The sequence below is a fragment of the Sphingopyxis panaciterrulae genome, from assembly GCF_014199295.1.
GTDB lineage: Bacteria > Pseudomonadota > Alphaproteobacteria > Sphingomonadales > Sphingomonadaceae > Sphingopyxis > Sphingopyxis panaciterrulae.
Map to the genome: position 1 here is coordinate 93,838 of NZ_JACIJH010000003.1, position 20,160 is coordinate 113,997.

The window sequence follows — 20,160 nt, forward strand, 5'->3', positions numbered from 1 at the left end:
AGCCAACAACAGGAGAGACGTCAGTGAGCGCACCGGTCCTGCAAACCATGATCCAGCCGGAAAGCGAGGGCTTTCACGCCAATGCCGCGCACAACCGGGCGCTGAGGGACGAGTTGTACGCGCGGGTCGCCGAAGCCGCGCTCGGCGGTAACGCGAAGTCGCGCGAGCGACACACCAGCCGTGGCAAGCTGCTCCCACGCGAGCGGGTCGAGCGGCTGCTCGACCCCGGTTCACCCTTTCTCGAGATCGGTCAGCTTGCTGCCTGCGATATGTATGAGGGTGCGGTTCCGGGCGCCGGGATGATCGCCGGAATCGGCCGCGTGTCGGGCCGGCAGGCGATGATCGTCTGCAACGACGCGACGGTGAAGGGCGGCACCTATTATCCGATGACGGTGAAGAAGCATCTTCGCGCGCAGGAGATCGCCGAGGCGAACCGCCTGCCCTGCATCTACCTCGTCGACAGCGGCGGCGCGAACCTGCCGCATCAGGCCGAGGTATTTCCCGACCGCGACCATTTCGGGCGCATCTTCTTCAATCAGGCCAACATGTCGGCGAAGCGCATCCCGCAGATCGCGTGCGTGATGGGAAGCTGCACCGCGGGCGGTGCCTATGTTCCCGCGATGAGCGACGAGACGGTGATCGTCCGTAATCAGGGTACGATCTTCCTCGCCGGCCCGCCGCTGGTGAAGGCGGCGACGGGCGAGGAGATCAGCGCCGAGGATCTCGGCGGCGGCGACCTGCATGCCAGGAAATCGGGCGTCGTCGACCATCTTGCCGAGAATGACGAACATGCCCTGACGATCGTCCGCGACATCGTTTCGACCTTCGGCGTCGAAAACGGGTTCGAGGTGGCAATGAAGGACCCGCGCCCGCCCAAATATAATGCCGAAGATCTCTACGGCATCATCCCGCAGGACGTGCGCGCGCCCTATGACGTGCACGAAGTCATCGCGCGGATCGTCGACGGCAGCGAGTTCCACGAGTTCAAGGCGGCCTATGGCGCGACGCTTGTCTGCGGCTTCGCGCATATCTGGGGCATCCCGGTCGCGATCCTCGCGAACAATGGCGTGTTGTTCAGCGAAAGCGCGGTCAAGGGCGCGCATTTCATCGAACTGGCGCAGCAGCGGCGCATCCCCCTGCTCTTCCTCCAGAATATCAGCGGCTTCATGGTCGGCGGCAAATATGAGGCCGAGGGGATCGCCAAGCATGGCGCGAAGCTGGTGACCGCGGTCGCCACGGCAACGGTGCCGAAGATCACCGTGCTGATCGGCGGCAGCTTCGGCGCGGGCAATTACGGCATGTGCGGACGCGCTTACTCCCCGCGCTTCCTCTTCACCTGGCCCAATGCGCGGATCAGCGTGATGGGCGGCGAGCAGGCGGCGTCGGTGCTGGCAACCGTCCACCGCGACGCCGACACATGGACGCCGGAGGAGGCCGAAGCGTTCAAGGCGCCGATCCGCCAGGCCTATGAGGATGAAGGCAACCCCTATCACGCCACCGCGCGCCTGTGGGACGACGGGATCATCGCCCCCGCGCAGACGCGCGACGTGCTGGGGCTGGCCTTCGCCGCGACGCTGAACGCTCCGGTCGAGGATCGCGGCTTCGGCGTGTTCAGGATGTGAAGGGACGGACGATGTATCTCAAAACGATTTTTGCACTCGCGCTATGCGCTGCCACGCCCGCCTTCGCGCAGCATGAGAAGCACGGCGCCGATGCTGAAGCGCAGGCCGTGCTCGATACCGTTGATCGCATGTTCGACGCTCTTGCCGCCAAGGACCCCTCGGCGATGGCAGCCGTCACGATCGCCGACGGGCGTGCGACGGCTGCGACCATCGGCGCCGACGGCAAGGAAAAGCTGCACTTCAGCACCTGGAGCGAATTCGCCGGCCGCCTGCCCGGTATCCCGGGCGCCCCGGTCGAAAAGCTGGTCGATCCCCACGTCCATGTCGAGGGGCCGATCGCGATGATATGGTCGCCCTATGTCTTCATGCTCGACGGAAAATTGTCGCACTGCGGCGTCAATCACGTCGACCTGGTGAAGCAGAACGGGGCTTGGCGCGTCCTCAATATCACCTGGACGCAGCGCAAAACGGGATGTCCGGGGCAATGATCCAATCCCTCCTCATCGCCAATCGCGGCGAGATCGCCTGCCGTATCATCCGCACCGCGCGCGAGATGGGCATAAGGACCGTTGCGGTCTATTCGGATGCTGACGCCAAGGCGCTGCATGTGCGTGAGGCCGACGAGGTCGTGCACATCGGGCCGTCGCCGGCGCGCGAATCCTATCTGGTTGGTGAGAAGATCATCGCTGCGGCGAAGGCGAGCCGCGCCGCGGCAATCCATCCCGGATACGGTTTCCTGTCGGAGAATGCGGAGTTCGCGCAGGCCGTGATCGATGCCGGGCTGGTGTGGGTCGGACCGAAACCTGCGTCGATCACCGCGATGGGATTGAAAGACGCCGCCAAGACGCTGATGGCCGAGGCGGGCGTCCCTGTGACGCCGGGCTATATGGGCGCAAATCAGGACGCGACCTTCCTCGCCGAACAAGCGGCCGAGATCGGCTATCCGGTGCTGATCAAGGCCGTCGCGGGCGGTGGCGGCAAGGGGATGCGCAAGGTCGATGCGGCGGCCGACTTCGCCGACGCGCTCGCCTCGTGCCAGCGCGAGGCGACGGCGTCGTTCGGCAACGACCATGTGCTGATCGAGAAATATATCCTGACCCCGCGCCATATCGAGGTACAGGTATTCGGCGACACCCATGGCAATGTCGTCCACCTGTTCGAGCGCGACTGTTCGCTGCAGCGCCGCCACCAGAAGGTGATCGAGGAAGCCCCCGCTCCCGGCATGAACGAGGTGACCCGCGCCGAACTGTGCGCCGCCGCGGTGCGCGCCGCGAAGGCGGTCGATTATGTCGGCGCGGGGACGATCGAGTTCATCGCCGATGCGTCCGAAGGCCTGCGCGCCGACCGCATCTGGTTCATGGAAATGAACACGCGGCTACAGGTCGAGCATCCGGTGACGGAAGAGATCACCGGCGTCGATCTGGTCGAATGGCAGCTTCGCGTCGCGAGCGGCGAGCCGCTGCCGCTGGCGCAGGACGAGCTGGCGATCGATGGGTGGGCGATGGAGGCGCGCCTTTATGCGGAAGATCCAGCGAAGGGCTTCCTGCCCTCGACCGGCGCGCTGGAGCTGTTCCAGCTTCCCGAGGATTTCGGCCGCGTCGATACCGGCGTTCATGAAGGCACCGAAGTATCGCCTTTCTATGACCCGATGATCGCCAAACTCATCGCGCATGGCGAGACCCGCGACGAAGCGCGCGAAACGCTGTCAGAGATGCTGGAGGATAGCGCGGTCTGGCCGGTGAAAACCAATTCGGCCTTCCTGATCCGCGCGCTCGATCACCCTGATTTCGTCGCGGGTAAGGTCGATACCGGACTGATCGGCCGCGATGGCGACGCGATGACGGCCGAGCCCGAGCCGTCGCCGCAAGCGCTGACCAACGCGGCGATGGCGATGGTGCCGCGCTCGCTCCAAGCAGGCTTCCGGCTCAATGCGCCCGATGTCCGCACCACTCCCTTTCTGCTCGACGGCAAGCGCGTCGATGTCGCACTCCACGGTCCCGGAACCGACGAACCGGCATCCGCCATGCTCGTCGCCGAGAGCGGCTCGGTCTGGCAATTGTCGCCGTGGCGCGCCGTAGGCGCCGCCGGAAGTGTCGCAGGCGACGGCGCGATTCTGTCGCCGATGCCCGGCAAGATCATCGCGGTGGACGTATCCGCCGGTGATGCGGTGACCAAGGGGCAGAGGCTGCTGACGCTCGAGGCGATGAAGATGGAGCATACGCTCACCGCGCCCTTCGACGGAATCGTCGCCGAACTCAACGCATCGCCCGGCGAGCAGGTGCAGGTCGAGGCGCTGCTGGCGCGGATCGAGGCGGCGGAATGAGCGAACTCATCCTGCGCGATGCGACGCGGGCGGACCTGTCCGCCATCCTCGCGATGCTTGCCGAGGAGACCATCCCGCCAGACCGCAAGGCAGACCCCGGCGACCCGCGCTATCTGGCGGCGTTCGATGCGATCGAGGCCGATCCCAACCAGCGCCTGATCGCCGCCGAACTGGACGGCCGCGTCGTCGGCACGATGCAACTCGGCTTTCTGCCGGGCCTATCCTTCGTCGGAAGCTGGCGCGGACTGATCGAAGCGGTGCGTATCGTCGGCGACCTGCGCGGCCAGCGGCTCGGCGAGCGGATGATCCTGTGGGCGGTCGACCAGTGCCGCGCGCGCGATTGCAAGCTGGTCCAGCTCACTTCGTCGGCGAGCCGCACCGACGCGCACCGCTTTTACGCCCGGCTCGGCTTCGTCCAGAGCCATGTCGGCATGAAACTGCATCTGAGGGACTGACCATGGCAGGCAAATTTTTCGACGAATGGCAGATCGGCGACAGCATCGCCCACGACATCCGGCGCACGGTGACCGAAACCGACAATCTGCTGTTCACCACCATGACGCACAATCCACAGCCGCTGCACCTCGACATCGAGGCGGCGAAGGCGTCGGAGTTCGGGCAGATTCTCGTCAACGGCACCTTCACCTTCAGCCTGATGGTCGGGCTGTCGGTCGGCGACACGACGCTCGGCACGCTGGTCGCCAACCTCGGTTACGACAAGCTGGTGATGCCGAAACCTGTGTTCCTGGGCGATACGCTGCGTGCAACCAGCGAGATCATTGGTCTGAAGGAATCGCGGTCACGGCCGAATGCGGGTATCGTGACGTTCCTGCACCGCTGCATCAACCAGCGCGAAGAGATCGTCTGCCAATGCGAACGATCGGCGCTGATAAAGAAGAAAGACGCCTGATGCGCCTCCGTTCCCTGCTCTTCGTCCCCGGCGACCGCCCCGAACGTTTTGCCAAGGCGGCAACGTCGGGCGCCGATGCGATCATCCTCGACCTCGAGGATTCGGTGCCGCCCGCGAACAAGGAGGCGGCGCGCGCCGCCGTCGCCGACTATCTGGCGGGACCGCGCGAAGTGGTGACGCTGGTGCGCGTCAACCCGCTCGATGGCCATATGACCGCCGCCGACGTCGCCGCGGTCGTCGGCGCGCGGCCCGACGCGATCATGCTGCCGAAGGCGGAGGGCGCGCCGAGCATCGCGCAACTCGACACCATCCTGCGCAGCGAAGCGAAGGACGGCGCTTCGCTGCCCGCCATCCTGCCGATTGCGACCGAAACGCCGGCGGCGATCTTCACCCTCGGCAGCTATCGCGAAGCGAAGGACCGCCTCGTCGGCCTGACCTGGGGCGCCGAGGACCTGCCCGCGGCGATCGGCGCCGCGGCGAGCCGCGAAGCCGACGGGCGCTATACCGAGCCCTATCAGGTCGCGCGCAGCCTGACGCTGTTCGCCGCCCACGCCGCGGGCGTCGCAGCAATCGACACGGTGTTTCCGGCGATCAAGGACGAAGCGGGGCTAGCGGCCTATGCAACCCGCGCGCGGCGCGACGGTTTCACCGGCATGATGGCGATCCACCCGTCGCAGGTCGCGCCGATCAACGCCGCCTTCACCCCCTCGCCCGACGAGGTCGCGCGCGCGCAGGCGACCGTCGACGCCTTCGCCGCCAACCCCGGCGCCGGGGTGCTGCAGATCGACGGCAAGATGGTCGACGCGCCGCACCTGAAGCAGGCGCGGCATATCCTGTCGCTGGCGGACTGAGGTTCGATCAATACCGTAGCCCTGAGCCTGTCGAAGGGCGCTTGTCAGAGAAGCACCCTTCGACAGGCTCAGGGCTACGGTTTGTTGCTACCCATGTCGCCGAAACGGGCGCCGACGCGCCATCCAGGCTCTGCCGCGGTGCCAGCTTTTCTTCAGCCCGCGTTCGGCGATGCCCTCGAACATCGCATCGGGGCTGGTCGGGTCGAGCAGTTCGTTCGAGGCGATGAATTCGTCGAACGGCCCCGGTGCGACGAGGTCGAGCAGTTCCAGCGAGCGGCCATCGCCGCGCAGCGCTTCGATCGTTTCGATCAGCGAACCGCTGCGGTCGAACAGCCGCGCAACGCCCCCCGGCTCCACCCCCAGATGCTCGGCGATCAGCGATTCGCGCAGGCGCCGGATCGTCGGTTCGACGCCGCGGTTCGCCGACAGGGCGGCGTCGATGGTGACATCGCATTCGCTGTCGAGCCCCATCGAGCGATTGTTCAGATTCGCCGATCCGACTCGGATCAATCGGTCGTCGACGATCGCGGTCTTGGCGTGGACATAGATGGGATCGCCCTGTTCGGTGTGCGGCACATAGATGCGCAGCCGGTCGCCGTGCCGGGATTTCGCGATGGCGCGGACGAGTTCGACGCGCGCGGCATCCATCGCCATCTGCTCGAGCCAGCCGTCGGCGGTCTTGGGCATGACCATCACGAATTCGGGCGGATCGTCCTCGTCCAGCCGTTCGGCGATGGCGGCGGCGATCTTGCCGCAGGTGAAATATTGATTCTCGAAATAGATAAAGCGCCGGGCGCCCGCGATGAGGTCGAGATAGAGGCGCTCGATCTCGCGGATTTCGGGGAAGCCGTCATATTCGGCGCGGGTGCGCGAGATCGCCACCTCGACGTCTCGGAAATCGGGGTCGAGGTCGTCGGGCCAGCTTTCCCCGACGCCGCTCAGGTCGCGCAGCGGCCTGTTCGTCGCGCGCTGCCAGCGTTCGTTGCCCAGGTCGGCGAGCGCCTCGCCGACGGGCCCTGCGAGGATCATCGTCGAATCGTGCCACGGCATATAGGGTTTGCCGCTGGGGGTGCAGCGGCGCGGATCGCCGTCCTTGTGCCCACGCGTATCCCAACGCTGCGCGCCGACGTCGATGCCCCCGCACACCGCGAGATGGTCGTCGAACACCGCGACCTTCTGATGATGGCTGCACCCGACGGGATGTGCGCTGTCGAGCCGGAAGCTGATCGAGCGCGTTACCTTCCAGCGCAGCAGCATCGCGACGATGCGCGGCATGACGAGTTGCTTCAATCCGCCGAAATTCCAGCGCAAGATGTCGATGTCGCGGTCGGGACAATTCTTCGCGAGCCGCAGCATGTAATGGCCGAGCGCCTCGCCGCGACCGTCCTCATCCGGGGTCAGCGCGATGCGCGGGTCGAAATCCCAGCCGATCAGCAGGATGCGTTCCTTCGCGCCCTCCATCAGCCGGGCGAGCAGCGCATAATAATCGGCGGCGTCGACGATCATCCGCGCCTTGCTCGCGCGTTCGATCCGCCAGCAATTGCGTCCCGTCTCGACGATGGGGGTAAGGTCGGCCTCGCTCATCGCCGACGCCACGCATGGCGACGACAATAGTTGCGTGGCCAGACCATCAGGCGGCGAAGAATTGTTCGGGGGTCAGCGCCATCATAGCCTCGCTGCCCGCCTCGATCTTGCGGCGGAGCGCGCCCGCGTCGGGCATGAAGCGCTCGGCGAAGTGGCGCGCGGTGACGCGCTTGGCTTCGAGGAAGGCCTTGTCGCCGCGCCCTTCGTTCAACGCCTTTTGCGCCGCCTCTGCCATGCGCAGCCACATCAGGCCCAGTGCGACGATGCCCATGATGTGCATGTAATGATGCGCGCCCGCGCCGACATTGTTCGGATCGGTCATGCCGTTCTGCATGAACCACATCGTTGCGGCCTTGAGTTCGCCGTTCGCCTTTTCGAGCCGGCTCGCGAAATCGGCGAGTTCGCCGTCCTTCGCTGCGGCGCATTCGGCGTCGACGACCGCGAAGAAAGCCTGCACCGCGCGGCCGCCGTTCTGCGCGAGCTTGCGCCCGACGAGATCCATCGCCTGAACCCCGTTGGCGCCTTCATAGATCATGGTGATGCGGGCATCGCGGACATATTGGCTCATGCCCTGTTCCTCGATGTAGCCGTGGCCGCCGAACACCTGCTGCGCGTTGGTCGCGACCTCATAGCCCTTGTCGGTGCCATAGCCCTTGATGACGGGGGTGAGCAGGCTGACGAGATCATCGGCCTGCTGCCGTTCCTCCTCGCTCTCCGCCATGTGCGACAGGTCGACCTGCAAGGCGCCCCACAGGCACAGTGCGCGCAGTCCCTCCACCACGGCCTTTCCGTCCATCAGCATGCGACGCACGTCGGGGTGGACAAACAACGGATCGGCCTTTTCCTGCGGGTCGGCGGGGCCGGTCAGCGCGCGGCCCTGGCGGCGGTCCTGTGCATATTGGACCGCATTCTGCCAGGCGATGTCGGCCTGCCCCAGCCCCTGAATGCCGACGCCGAGGCGCGCGGCGTTCATCATCACGAACATCGCGGCGAGTCCCTTGTTCTCCTCGCCGACCAGCCAGCCCTTCGCGCCGTCGTAATTCATCACGCAGGTCGCATTGGCGTGGATGCCCATCTTGTGCTCGATCGAGCCGCAGGAAAGGCTGTTGCGCTCGCCGAGCGAGCCGTCTTCGTTCACGAGGAACTTGGGCACGATGAACAGCGAGATGCCCTTGACGCTATCGGGCGCGTCGGGGGTCTTCGCGAGCACCAGGTGGACGATATTGTCGGTCAGGTCATGCTCGCCCGACGAGATGAAGATCTTGGTGCCGGTGACCGCATGGCTGCCGTCGCCGTTCGGCACCGCGCGGGTACGGATCAGGCCGAGGTCGGTGCCGCAATGCGGCTCGGTCAGGTTCATCGTGCCGCCCCATTCGCCCGACACCATTCTGGGGACATAGGTGGCCTTCTGCTCGTCCGATCCCTTTACCAGGATCGCGGCGACCGCCGCCTGCGTCAGGCCGGGGTACATGGCGAAGGCCTGGTTGGCGGCCATACGATATTCCTCGACCGGAAAGCCGACGACGTGCGGCAGCGCTTGCCCGCCGAATTCCTCGGGTTGGGTCAGCAGCGTCCAGCCCGCCTCGCAATAGGCCTTATAGGCCTCCTTGAAGCCGTCGGGCGTCGTCACGCTACCGTCGTCCTGCCGGGTGCAGCCCTGCTGATCCCCCGAATAGTTGAGCGGGAACAGCACTTCCTCGCAGAATTTTCCGGCCTCGCTCAGCACCGCCTCGACCAGATCGGGGGTCGCGTTGGCGAAGCCGGGGAGGTTGGCGTAACGCTCGATCCCCAGCATTTCGTTGAGTAGGAACAGCGTGTCTTTGACGGGCGCGTGATAGACGAGCATGCAAAATCTTTCCGATAAAATCAGAGGGAAGCAGCGAATTGTCTTGCCCGGGGAGGGTGTTTCCGGGTCAGCCGGCCTTTTCCTTGGCGTCGGCCTTTTTCACCGTATCGATGAAGCGCGTCAATTCCTCGACCGCGCTGTCGATGTCATCGCGCTGGCGACGCAGCAGCGCGATACGCTCCTGGCATTTCTCGATCGTGACCAGGCGTTGCAGCTTGCGGCCGTCGCCGACGTCGTAAAGGTCGATCATCTCACGGATGTCGGCGAGGCTGAAGCCGGTGCGCTTGGCGCGCAATATCCAGGCGAGCCGTGCCCGGTCACGCTTCGAATAGATGCGCGACAGACCCTTGCGCGACGGGCTGATCAGCCCCTCGTCCTCATAGAAGCGCAGCGCGCGCGCGGTGACGCCGAACTCGGTCGACAAATCGGTAATACTATATTGCTCGCGCCCAAGATGATCGGGCGTGTCGATATGGGCGTGGCCGTATTCGTCTGACATGAATGACAGGATTAGTTTCCGTTGACGTGAACGTCAAGGCTCGCCCTTGGGCGAAACCGGCGGGATCAGCCACCGCACGGCCGGACCATATTGCCCGCTTCGTCGCGCATCCGCAAGCTCTTCGCGTCCGCCGCCGACCAACTCGCGCGCGGCAGTCGCAAACCCGCCAACGAAACGCGGCCGGCGCAAAGGCTGTCGCACTGCGTCGGCAGCATGCCGGGCAGGCGCAGTTCATCCTCTTCCTCATGCAGAAGTACGCTGCAATCCTGCACGCCCGCAAAGGTGAAGCGCCAGCCGTCGCCCTCGCGTGCGATGCGCCCTTCGGCCCGGCACGACAGCGCGCTGCCGAACGCCGCGGCCAGCGCGAAACGCCATTGTCCGGCGCCGTCGGGGACGACGCACATCGCGTCGCGGCCGAGTTCGTGCCGGCGCTCGAACACACCGGTCGGGTCGCTCGCCTCGGCCTGCACGACCCCGCGCTGACGCGCCGCGACCTCAAGCGGGTTGCGCGCGTCGATCGGGCTGTCGGCCGCTTGGGATGCAGGCCGGTTGCAGCCGGTGAGCAGCAGGCCGACCGCGAGAAGGGCGCTAATTCTGCGCATCGTCGTCCAGAAAGGTCAGCGCTCCGTCGGCGTCGACCCGGCGATAGAAGCAGGACCGACGCCCCGTGTGGCACGCTGGGCCAGCGGGCCGCACCAGCAGCAGCAGCGCATCCTGATCGCAATCGACGCGCATCTCGACCAGCGCCAGCCCGTTCCCCGAGGTCTCGCCCTTGCGCCACAGCGCGGCGCGCGAGCGCGACCAGAAATGCGCCTGTCCCGTTTCCTGCGTCAGCCGGATCGCCACGTCATTCATGTGCGCGACCATCAGCAGTGCGCGCGTGTCGGCATCGACGACGATGGCGGTGACGAGCCCGGCGACGTCGAAGCGCGGGGCGAAGCGGTCGGTGGTGTCGCGCGGCTGGTCCATGGCGCCGCTTTAGGGCAGCGAAACCGGACGTGCAAAGGGGCTGCCGGAAATAGAGTCCAAACAAGGGGGCGACATTTCCCTCCAGCGCTCCTATATGCGCGCCAGTTGCCGCTCCAACACCCCGGATCATCATGCTGACGACCCATCCTTTCGACAACGACAAGCTCCGCGAGGAGTGCGGCGTCTTCGGCATCCATGGCGCCGACAGCGCCGCTGCGGTGGTCGCGCTCGGCCTCCACGCACTGCAGCATCGCGGACAGGAAGCCGCGGGCATCACCGGCTTCGACGGCAAGGAATTCCATACCCACCGCGCGATGGGCCATGTCGCGGGCAATTTCGACCGCGACGACATCATGCGTCAGCTCGCGGGCGCCTCGGCGATCGGCCATGTCCGCTATTCGACGACCGGCGAGACCGCACTGCGCAACGTCCAGCCGCTGTTCGCCGACCTCGCCACCGGCGGCTTCGCGGTCGCGCACAACGGCAACATCTCGAATGCGATGGCGCTTCGCAAGCTGCTCGTCCGCCGCGGCTCGATCTTTCAGTCGACCAGCGATACAGAGGTCATCATCCACCTCGTCGCGACGTCCAATTATCGCACCCTGCTCGACCGCTTCATCGACGCGCTGAAGCAGGTCGAGGGCGCCTATTCGCTGATCGTCCTGACCGCCGAAGGCATGATCGGCTGCCGCGATCCGCTCGGTATCCGCCCGCTCGTCATCGGCAAGCTCAATGACGGCTATATTTTCGCGTCGGAAACGGTCGCCCTCGATGTCGTCGGCGCCGAATTCGTCCGTTCGGTCCAACCGGGCGAACTCGTCATTGTCCGCGACGGCGAATTGACCTCGCACCATCCGTTCGCCGAACGGCCGGCACGCCCGTGCATCTTCGAATATGTCTATTTCTCACGCCCCGATTCGATCGTCGACGGCACCAGCGTCTATTCGGTGCGCAAGGCAATCGGCGCCGAACTGGCGCGCGAAAACCCGGTCGAGGCCGATCTCGTCATCCCCGTACCCGATTCGGGAACCCCGGCGGCGATCGGCTATGCTCAGGAATCGGGCATTCCCTTCGAACTCGGCATCATCCGCTCGCACTATGTCGGGCGCACCTTCATCCAGCCCGGCGACAAGGTCCGTCACCTCGGCGTCAAGCTCAAGCACAATGCCAACAAGGCGCTGATCCACGGCAAACGCGTCGTACTGATCGACGATTCGATCGTCCGCGGCACCACCAGCCTGAAGATCGTGCAGATGATGCGCGATGCTGGCGCGACCGAAGTGCATATGCGCATCGCCAGCCCGCCAACGCAGCATAGCTGCTTCTATGGCGTCGACACGCCCGAACGCGCCAAACTGCTCGCGGCGCAGATGACCATCGGCCAGATGGCGAATTTCATCAATGCCGACAGCCTGACTTTCCTGACCATCGACGGCCTCTACCGCGCGCTCGGCGAAGCGAAGCGCAACGACGATGTTCCGCAATATTGCGACGCCTGCTTCACGGGCGCCTATCCGACCACGCTGACCGATTTCGACGAGCATGCGCTGGAGGATCAATTTTCGCTGCTGGCCGAACGGGTTGTCTGACAATATGAGCAAATTGAGTGAGGAACTGGCGGGCCAGGTGGCGCTCGTCACCGGGGCGAGCCGCGGCATCGGCGAGGCGATCGCCTATTCGCTGGCGGCGCGCGGCGCGCATGTCGTGGTCACCGCGCGCACGGCGGGCGGACTAGAGGACCTGGAGGATCGCATCCACGGCATCGGCGGCAGCGCGACGATCGCGCCGCTCGACCTGACCGACGGCGACAGCATCGCCCGGTTGGCGAGCGCGATGGCCGAACGCTGGCAGCATCTCGACATGCTGGTGCTCAACGCCGCGATGCTGGGCACGCTAACCCCGGTCGCGGCGATCGACGGCAAGGAATTCAACCGGCTGCTGACGCTGAACCTGATCGCGCAGCAGGCGCTGATCGCCAATTTCGACCCGCTGCTGCGCCGCGCCGCGAACGGCCGCCTGCTCGCGTTGTCGACGGGCGTCGCGCGGACCCCCCGCGCCTATTGGGGCGCCTATGCGGCGTCGAAGGCGGCGCTCGAGGTGCTGGTGACGAGTTATGGCGCCGAAATGCGCAATATCTCCAATGTTCGCATCGCGATCCTCGATCCCGGCGGCACCCGCACCCAGATGCGCGCGCGCGCCTATCCCGGCGAGGACCCGCAGAGCATCAAGGAGCCGGCGGCGGTCGGCGAATTCGTCGCCAACCTGATGGTCGAGGGATTCGACAGCACCGATTTCCACGCGCTGCCCAAGGTGATGGGCTGAGGCCCGTTCTGGGGCTTAACGCGATCTTTGCTTTCCTGGCGTAGAAGGGCGACCGGTTTCGCATTCTGCAAAAGGCATCGGCATGGCCAGCACATTTCTCCGCTCCCTCGTCGCGACCGCGATCGGCATCCTCGTCGCATTCGCGCTGATCCTGCTCGCGCAATATGCGGGCGGCGAACTGGCGCCCGAGGCCTATGATCCCGCAACCGGTGAAATTTTGATCCCTGTCGGGGCGACCGTCGCGCTGATCGTCGGCTGGCTGGTCGGCACCTTCGCCGGCGGCTGGCTCGCAATGCGCACCTCGACACGGCCGGGACCGGGATGGATCGTCGCAGGCGCGGTGATCGGCGCCGGCCTCTATCGCGCCGCGACGCTCGCCGATAGCTGGTGGATGATGGTACTCGGCGTCGTCGCTCCACTAGTCGCCGCCTGGACGGCCCAGCGAGCCACCGGGCTGGCTGCGGTCGAGGCCACGGCCTGACAACGCACAGGCCGCGTTCAGCAAAATTCGTTTGTGCTTCGACAACCCCGGATCAGGTCGGGCCGAACGGATTGGAATTCAGTCCGCCGCCTCCCGGTCCACCGCCGCCTGCACCGCCTTGTAAAAGGTTTCGCGCGCGGTCCCGACACCTTCAGGGTCGGTCGCGGTCGGCCAGTTGCCGTTCGATGCGATCACCAGTTTGCGCGTGGGGTCGACGAAGATGCCCTGGCCGAAGATGCCCTGTGCGGCGAAGCTGCCGTCATCGTTGGTCCACCATTGATAGCCGTAGCCCCGGTCCGGCAGGTCGATGTCGGCCTGCTTCGTCGTCGCCGCGGCGAGCCAGTCGTCGGGCAGCACCTTCTCGCCGCCCGCGACGCCGCCGCCGAGGATGAACTGGCCGAAGCGCGCATAGTCGCGTAGCCGCGCCGACATGCAGCAGCCGCTGATCTCGTGTCCCGTCGGTCCGAGCATCCACACACCGTCGGCTTCCATGCCAAAGGGCTTCCAGACTTTTTCGGACAGATAGGCCGACAGCGTCTTGCCGGTCGCGCTCGATACCAGCACGCCGATCAGATTGGTCTCGCCGGTCTTGTACACCCATTTCGATCCCGCGGGCGCTTCGCGCGGCAAGCGCTTCATATAGCTGACGGTTATGTCCTCGCCGGGCACCGGCGCCTGCAGGTTGAACTGCGCGACGTCGGACTTGGGATCGGTATAATCCTCGTTCCATTTGACGCCCGAGGTCATGGTGAGCAGTTGCCGCACGCTGACATCGTCATAGGCCGACCCTTTCAGGCCGGGGATATAGGCCGACACCTTGTCGTCGAGACTCTTGATATAGCCATCCTTCACCGCGGCGCCGACGAGGGTCGAGGTGAAGCTCTTCGCGACCGAAAAGCTGGTCCAGCGTCCTTCAGGGCCATAGCCGAGCTTATATTTCTCCAGCCGGATCTTGCCGTCCTGGATGATGATGAGCCCGGCGTTGCGCTGCGCGGCCATATAGGCATCGACATCGAGGTCGAGGGCGATCGGCTTGCCTTCGGTTAGCGGATAGGCGGTGCCGCCTGCCTCGATCGTGTGGACGACCACCTTCGGAACCGTCTCCATCGTCCGGAAAGCGGCGTCGCGTTGGTCCTGGCTCCAAAACAGCACGTTCAAATCCTCCGGCAAGGGGGTGGTCATTTGCGTCGATGTTAGGGCGGTCTGGGCCGCGGCGGGGCCGATGCCGCCCATCGCCGCGCACAGCAGCGTCGCCGCCGCCAGATAGTGTCGCATAGTTCCTCCCCCTTTTCTTTCAGACCGTCTTTTCAAGCGTGACCTGCGCGACGTCGATCCCGCCGCCGCGAAAGCCGCCTTCGCAATATTGCAGATAATAGCGCCAGAGCCGCACGAAACGTTCGTCGAATCCCGCGGGCAATTTGCCTGCCTCGACGACCGTGTCGAACCGCTCGCGCCACTGGCGCAGCGTTTCGGCATAGTCGCCGCCGAAGCGGCGCACGTCGCGCCAGGCGAGTCCGCGCTCCTCGGCGAGCGTGCGAAAGCGGCTTTCCGAGAGCAGGCAGCCGCCGGGGAAGATATAGGCCTGGATGAAATCGCTGCCCGCCGCATAGGCATCGAACAGCGCGTCGTCGATCAGAATATACTGGATCGCGGCGCGGCCGCCGGGGCGCAGCAGGCGTGCGATCGCGTCGAGATAGGCCGGCCAATAGGCCTGGCCCACCGCCTCGACCATCTCGACGCTGGCGATCGCGTCATAGGGGCCCTCGGCATCGCGATAGTCGCAAAGCGCGATCCGCGACCGGCCGCCCAGGTCGACCGCCGCCACACGCGCAGCCGCCACCTCGGCCTGCGCGGGTGACAGGGTGATGCCGGTATAGAGGACGTCGTGCCGTTCGATCGCGCGTTCGGCCAGCGCGCCCCAGCCGCAACCGATCTCGAGCAGCCGGCCGCCCGAGCGCAGGTCGAGCCGGTCGAGGATCGCATCAACCTTCGCTTCCTGCGCGTCTTCGAGCGTCAGGTCGGGGTGGACAAAAAGCGCGCTTGAATAATTCATCCCCGCATCGAGCCACAAATGGTAGAAATCATTGCCCAAATCATAATGGGCAAGGATGTTGCGCTTCGCTCCGCTGCGGCTGTTGCGGTTGAAGGCATGGACCGCTCCGTTCACCCAGCGCCACGGGCCCCGCGCGCGAGCGACGCGGCCGAGCGACCGGCCGTTGCGCATGAACAGGTCGAACAGCGGCACCGGGTCGGGCGACGACCATTCGCGCTTCTCCCACGCGCGATACCAGCCGACCGAGCCCGACAGTGCCAGCCGCACCAGCGCCGCCCAGTGATGAAGATGCACGATGGCAACCGGCCCCTTGCCGCGCCCGCCGAGAATACGAATGCCGCCGTCGGGCAGATGCCCCTCGATCGTCCCGAGCGCGAGGCCGGCGTCGATTCGGTCGAGCATGCGGTGGAAGACCCCCGCGGGCGCGCGCGCCAGCAGCCACGCCAGTCCGCCGCCCGAGCGATATGCCCGGTCCGCGCGCAGCAGTTCGTTGCCGCGCCGGGGACTGACATGCGTGTTCATAGCCTCTTCCTGCCGCAAATATCGCGGCGTGACAATCACCTGTCGCGCGGCGTCGTGGCGTCACATCTCGTCGAGCGCGGTGCTGGGGCGCGGCGCGGTCACCCGCACCATGAAGCGGTCGCGGGCGAGCGGCTGCATGTAACGCTGGTCGTGGAGGACAAAGGCGTCGCCGTCGCGCGTCGCCACCGGCATCCGCGCCCAGAACAGGAAGGCACGCGCAGCGGGATTCGTGCTTGCCCACAGGCGAAGCCGCAGGTCGCCCATGCCGGTGGGCACGCCGGGTTCGACCGTGCCGCCCGCGCCGAGCACGTAGGTGCCGCTGCCGTACCGGCCACTGGTGCGCCAGAAGACATCGCGCTTCCAGAAAGCGAGCGGCGGCGGGCTGGCGACGACGAGCGCATCGCCCTGCCCCTGTCGGCGCAGCAGATCGGCGACCTGCGCCTCGGCGCGCCCGGTGATCAGGCCATTGGCGAGGATATAGGCGCAAACCGCGGCGAAGCCGGTCCACGCCGGCCGGGTCCATCGGGCCATCCCGGCGCGCTCGCGGCGCAGCGACAGCCAGACCGACAGGCCGAGCGCGATCCAGATCCACGGGTCGATTATGAACAGCATATCGCCGTAGAACCAGCGAGAGCTGAACGGTTCGAGCAGACGGATGCCGTAATTGTTGAGCCAGTCGAACGCCGGATGGCTGAGGCAACCCAGATAGGCGAGCGCGAGCAGCCAGCCCTTGTGGATCGGCAAGCGATCCGCTGGCCGCTTGCCGCGCCGCACCTGCCAGCGGTCGAACGCCAGCATCGCTGCCCACAGCAGCAACGGCAGCACCAGCAATGCGACCGGTCCATGGGTGATCCCGCGCCGCATCGCGAGCGATTCGATGCCATAGACGGCGCAGCCCGCGTCGATATCAGGCAGATTGGCCGCCAGGATCAGCGTCGGCATGGCCAATCCGGTCCGGCGCTTGAGCCCCATCTGCCCCAGCGCCGCACCGGCCAGGCTGTGCGTCAGATTATCCATCGCCGCCTATCGTGCCGATCACCCAGCCGCCGCAACAAGCTCAGAGGTCCGGTCCGCCCTCTTTCACTGTCCAGGTCTGCCCTTTCTTGAGCAGGCTCTGGAGGTCGGCGGTCTTGCCTTCGGCCGCCGCCTCGTTCTGCCGCCAGACGTCAGCTTCGAAGGTCGGGCGCGGGTCGTCGTAGAGGACGCCGAGCGCCATCGGGAATTCGCCGAAGCGCATTTCGACCAGCATGTGCGCGACGCTGCGGTTGGTGGCGTCATGGACGATCACGCCCGCGGTCTGCCAGTCGCCGTCGATCACGTCTACGACCTTGAGCTCGAGGGCTTCATTGTCGAGCGCGATGCCCTTCGCGCCCTTGGCAAAGAGCATCGGTTCGCCCTGCTTCAGCCAGAGCTGGCGGTCCTCGGCACCCTTGGGCGCGGCGAAATCCTCGAACACGTCCTTGTTATAGACGATACAGTTCTGGAAAATCTCGATAAAGGCAGCACCCTTGTGCGCGTGGGCGGCCTTCAGCACGTTCGGCAGTTCCTTCGACACGTCGAAGCCGCGCGCGACGAAGCGCGCACCGGCACCGAGCGCGAAGGCGCAGGGCTGCGCCGGGCGGTCGACCGAGCCATAAGGGGTCGACGGGCTGCTGGTGCCGACACGGCTGGTCGGCGAATATTGCCCCTTGGTCAGGCCGTAGATCTCGTTGTTGAACAGCATGATCTGGCAATCGAGATTGCGGCGGATCAGGTGCATCGTATGATTGCCGCCGATCGACAGCCCATCGCCGTCGCCGGTCACGATCCACACGTCGAGATCGGGGTTCGCGAGCTTCAGCCCCGTCGCAAAGGCCGGCGCGCGGCCATGGATCGTGTGGAAGCCGTATGTTTCCATATAATAGGGAAAGCGCGACGAGCAGCCGATTCCGCTGATGAACACCGTCCGTTCGGGCGGAGTGCCGGTTTCGGGCATGGTGCGCTGCACCGCCTTGAGGATCGCATAGTCGCCGCAGCCGGGACACCAGCGGACCTCCTGGTCGCTTTCCCAGTCCTTGAGCGTGGTCTTGGCGATGGTCGTCATCTCGTTCATGTCAAAATCCCCAAAACCCGTTCGGGCTGAGCTTGTCGAAGCCCCGTTCTTTCTTCTCGATCGCCGAAAGAGAATAACAGCTCTTCGACAAGCTCAGGACGAACGGAGAAAGAAGAAGCTGGTTCACGCCAACGCCTCCTCGATGGCGGCTTCGATTTCGGCGATACGGAAGGGCTGACCCGACACCTTGTTGAGCGGCCGCGCATCGACCAGATACTGGTCGCGGAGCACCGTCTTCAACTGCCCCGTGTTCATCTCGGGCACGATGACCTTGTCATAGCTTTTGAGCAGCTCGCCCAGATTGCCGGGCAGCGGCCAGATGTGGCGGATGTGGATATGGCTGACGTCCACGCCCTCGGCGCGCTTGCGGCGCACCGCCTGATGGATCGGGCCGAAGGTCGAGCCCCAGCCGACCACCGCGAGCCTGCCGCCCTCGGCGCCGAGTTCGACGATCTGGTCGGGAATGCGGATGCCGTCGATCTTGGCCTTGCGCAGGTCGGTCATCGCCTGATGGTTCGCCGGCTGATAGTTGAGGTGGCCGGTATCGACCTCCTTCTCGATCCCGCCGATGCGGTGGAGCAGGCTGGGCGTGCCGGGCTTGACCCACGGACGCGCGAGCTTTTCGTCGCGGCCATAGGGCTTGAAGCCTCCTTCGGGCACCTCGGTCAGGAATTCGACCGGGAAGGGTTCGTAGCCGGCGAGATCGGGAACGCGCCACGGCTCGGCGGCGTTGGCAATATAGCCGTCGGTCAGCAGCATGACCGGCGTCATGTACTGCGTCGCGATGCGGCACGCCTCGATCGCGCAGTCGAACGCATCGCCCGGCGAGCGCGCGGCGATGACCGGCATCGGCGCGTCGCCGTTGCGGCCATAGACCGCCTGATAGAGGTCCGACTGCTCGGTCTTGGTCGGCAGGCCCGTCGAGGGGCCGCCGCGCTGCGAATTGACGATGACCAGCGGCAGCTCGGTCATGATCGCGAGGCCCATCGCCTCGCCCTTCAGCGCGATGCCCGGCCCCGACGAGCTGGTCACGCCGAGCGAGCCGCCATAGCTTGCGCCGATCGCGGCGCAGATCGCAGCGATCTCGTCCTCGGCCTGAAAGGTCGTGACGTCATATTCCTTGAGTCGTGACAGATGGTGGAGGATCGCCGACGCGGGCGTGATCGGATAGCCGCCGAAGAACATCGGCAGGTGGGCGAGTTGCGCGCCCGCGACCAGCCCGAGCGCGATCGCCTCTGCCCCGGTCAGCGTACGATAGAGCCCCGGCGCGACCGGCGCGGGGTCCACATGATGCTGCTTGAGCGGGCCCGACAGCTCGGCGGTCTCGCCGAAGGCATGACCGGCGTTCAGCGCCGCGATATTTGCGTCGGCGAGTTCGGGCGCCTTGGCGAACTTCGCCTTCAGCCAGTCGATCAGCGGCTGGCGGTCGCGGTCGAACATCCATAGCGCCAGTCCCAGCGTCCACATATTCTTGCAACGCAGCGCTTCCTTGTTGCCGAGGCCGAAGGGCTTCACCGCGTCCATGGTCGCCTGGCTGATGTTCAGCTTGAGGAGCTGCCATTTCGCGAGGCTGCCGTCCTCGAGCGGGTTCGATTCATATTTCGCCTTGGCGAGGTTGCGGTCGTTGAACTCGCCCTCGTCGGCGATGATGAGGCCGCCGGGCTTCAGCGGCGGTACATTGGTCTTGAGCGCCGCCGGGTTCATCGCCACGAGCACGTCGGGCGCGTCGCCCGCGGTGTTGATCTCGCTCGACCCGAAATTGATCTGAAAGGCGGAGACCCCGAACAGCGTTCCCTGCGGCGCGCGGATCTCTGCCGGGAAATCGGGGAAAGTCGCAAGATCGTTGCCCGCGAGCGCCGTCGACAGGGTGAACTGACCGCCCGTCAACTGCATCCCGTCGCCGGAGTCGCCGGCAAATCGTACCACCACCGTGTCGGAAAGAGGGGACGGCCGTTCGTCGGTCCGGTCCGCTACCGCTGTCGCCATTATCTGTTCTGCCTTACATATCCTGCGAACTTGCGACATGGGACTAGGCCCCTCGAAGGCAAGCCGCAATTCAGAAAAAATTGTGCGGCGCAAAGCGGAA

The 20,160-nt window shown here is 65.7% G+C and carries 20 protein-coding genes; 9 read left to right on the forward strand and 11 right to left on the reverse strand.

Going from position 1 to position 20,160, the window contains the following annotated elements; all coding sequences use genetic code 11:
* The first annotated feature begins 23 nt into the window (after window positions 1-23).
* From FHR21_RS07050 to FHR21_RS07075, 6 genes are read left to right on the forward strand one after another with little or no spacing between them, the layout of a single operon-like run.
* A complete protein-coding gene (locus tag FHR21_RS07050; RefSeq protein WP_184096690.1) occupies window positions 24-1,622 on the forward strand; it encodes a carboxyl transferase domain-containing protein in 1,599 nt (532 codons plus the stop codon).
* Between the two features lie 11 nt (window positions 1,623-1,633).
* Window positions 1,634-2,110, forward strand: a complete 477-nt coding sequence (locus FHR21_RS07055) for a nuclear transport factor 2 family protein (protein WP_184096692.1) — start codon at window positions 1,634-1,636, stop codon at window positions 2,108-2,110.
* On the forward strand, window positions 2,107-3,945 hold the full coding sequence (locus FHR21_RS07060) for an acetyl/propionyl/methylcrotonyl-CoA carboxylase subunit alpha (protein ID WP_184096694.1): 1,839 nt from the start codon (window positions 2,107-2,109) through the stop codon (window positions 3,943-3,945). The genes FHR21_RS07055 and FHR21_RS07060 overlap by 4 nt, the downstream gene beginning before the upstream one ends.
* Window positions 3,942-4,400 carry a GNAT family N-acetyltransferase gene (locus tag FHR21_RS07065; RefSeq protein ID WP_184096696.1) on the forward strand — a complete coding sequence of 153 codons (459 nt, stop codon included), beginning with the start codon at window positions 3,942-3,944 and terminating at the stop codon, window positions 4,398-4,400. Before FHR21_RS07060 ends, FHR21_RS07065 begins: the two co-directional genes overlap by 4 nt.
* A gap of 2 nt (window positions 4,401-4,402) precedes the next feature.
* Window positions 4,403-4,855, forward strand: coding sequence for a MaoC family dehydratase (locus tag FHR21_RS07070; protein ID WP_184096698.1), 453 nt, complete (start codon window positions 4,403-4,405; stop codon window positions 4,853-4,855).
* Window positions 4,855-5,706, forward strand: a complete 852-nt coding sequence (locus FHR21_RS07075; protein ID WP_184096700.1) for an HpcH/HpaI aldolase/citrate lyase family protein — start codon at window positions 4,855-4,857, stop codon at window positions 5,704-5,706. Before FHR21_RS07070 ends, FHR21_RS07075 begins: the two co-directional genes overlap by 1 nt.
* Before the next feature lie 87 nt (window positions 5,707-5,793).
* On the opposite strand, the gene FHR21_RS07080 is transcribed toward FHR21_RS07075, so the two are convergent.
* The 5 genes from FHR21_RS07080 to hisI all read right to left on the reverse strand — a co-directional run bounded on the left by FHR21_RS07080 (window position 5,794) and on the right by hisI (window position 10,604).
* The gene (locus tag FHR21_RS07080; protein WP_184096702.1) at window positions 5,794-7,290 is read right to left on the reverse strand and encodes a phospholipase D-like domain-containing protein; all 1,497 of its coding nucleotides are present in this window, start codon (window positions 7,288-7,290) and stop codon (window positions 5,794-5,796) included.
* Window positions 7,291-7,336: 46 nt separating this feature from the next.
* Window positions 7,337-9,136, reverse strand: a complete 1,800-nt coding sequence (locus FHR21_RS07085; protein WP_184096704.1) for an acyl-CoA dehydrogenase C-terminal domain-containing protein — start codon at window positions 9,134-9,136, stop codon at window positions 7,337-7,339.
* 67 nt (window positions 9,137-9,203) lie between these two features.
* Complete coding sequence (locus FHR21_RS07090; protein ID WP_184096706.1) at window positions 9,204-9,635, reverse strand: MerR family transcriptional regulator; 432 nt, start codon at window positions 9,633-9,635, stop codon at window positions 9,204-9,206.
* 65 nt (window positions 9,636-9,700) lie between these two features.
* Window positions 9,701-10,237, reverse strand: coding sequence for a hypothetical protein (locus FHR21_RS07095; protein WP_184096708.1), 537 nt, complete (start codon window positions 10,235-10,237; stop codon window positions 9,701-9,703).
* Window positions 10,224-10,604: a phosphoribosyl-AMP cyclohydrolase gene (hisI, locus tag FHR21_RS07100; protein ID WP_184096710.1), complete on the reverse strand. Its 381-nt coding sequence runs from the start codon at window positions 10,602-10,604 to the stop codon at window positions 10,224-10,226. Before hisI ends, FHR21_RS07095 begins: the two co-directional genes overlap by 14 nt.
* 131 nt (window positions 10,605-10,735) lie before the next feature.
* Between hisI and purF the strand changes: the two genes are divergently transcribed.
* The 3 genes from purF to FHR21_RS07115 all read left to right on the forward strand — a co-directional run bounded on the left by purF (window position 10,736) and on the right by FHR21_RS07115 (window position 13,407).
* A complete protein-coding gene (gene purF / locus FHR21_RS07105; protein WP_184096712.1) occupies window positions 10,736-12,193 on the forward strand; it encodes an amidophosphoribosyltransferase in 1,458 nt (485 codons plus the stop codon).
* Between the two features lie 4 nt (window positions 12,194-12,197).
* A complete protein-coding gene (locus FHR21_RS07110; protein ID WP_184096714.1) occupies window positions 12,198-12,926 on the forward strand; it encodes an SDR family NAD(P)-dependent oxidoreductase in 729 nt (242 codons plus the stop codon).
* Between the two features lie 82 nt (window positions 12,927-13,008).
* Window positions 13,009-13,407 carry a hypothetical protein gene (locus FHR21_RS07115; protein ID WP_184096716.1) on the forward strand — a complete coding sequence of 133 codons (399 nt, stop codon included), beginning with the start codon at window positions 13,009-13,011 and terminating at the stop codon, window positions 13,405-13,407.
* 78 nt (window positions 13,408-13,485) lie between these two features.
* On the opposite strand, the gene FHR21_RS07120 is transcribed toward FHR21_RS07115, so the two are convergent.
* From FHR21_RS07120 to FHR21_RS07140, 6 genes are read right to left on the reverse strand one after another with little or no spacing between them, the layout of a single operon-like run.
* Window positions 13,486-14,682, reverse strand: coding sequence for a serine hydrolase domain-containing protein (locus tag FHR21_RS07120; RefSeq protein WP_184096718.1), 1,197 nt, complete (start codon window positions 14,680-14,682; stop codon window positions 13,486-13,488).
* 19 nt (window positions 14,683-14,701) lie between these two features.
* Window positions 14,702-15,982, reverse strand: a complete 1,281-nt coding sequence (locus FHR21_RS07125; protein WP_184096720.1) for an SAM-dependent methyltransferase — start codon at window positions 15,980-15,982, stop codon at window positions 14,702-14,704.
* Window positions 15,983-16,042: 60 nt separating this feature from the next.
* A complete protein-coding gene (locus FHR21_RS07130; RefSeq protein ID WP_184096722.1) occupies window positions 16,043-16,999 on the reverse strand; it encodes a metal-dependent hydrolase in 957 nt (318 codons plus the stop codon).
* Window positions 17,000-17,039: 40 nt separating this feature from the next.
* Window positions 17,040-18,074 (reverse strand): 2-oxoacid:ferredoxin oxidoreductase subunit beta, encoded by a 1,035-nt coding sequence (locus tag FHR21_RS07135; RefSeq protein ID WP_184096724.1) that lies wholly within the window; start codon window positions 18,072-18,074, stop codon window positions 17,040-17,042.
* Window position 18,075: 1 nt separating this feature from the next.
* Window positions 18,076-18,201 (reverse strand): hypothetical protein, encoded by a 126-nt coding sequence (locus FHR21_RS21040; protein WP_276569252.1) that lies wholly within the window; start codon window positions 18,199-18,201, stop codon window positions 18,076-18,078.
* Entirely contained in the window at window positions 18,198-20,060 is a 1,863-nt protein-coding gene (locus FHR21_RS07140; protein WP_184096726.1) for a 2-oxoacid:acceptor oxidoreductase subunit alpha, read from the reverse strand. The genes FHR21_RS21040 and FHR21_RS07140 overlap by 4 nt, the downstream gene beginning before the upstream one ends.
* Window positions 20,061-20,160: the final 100 nt, after the last annotated feature.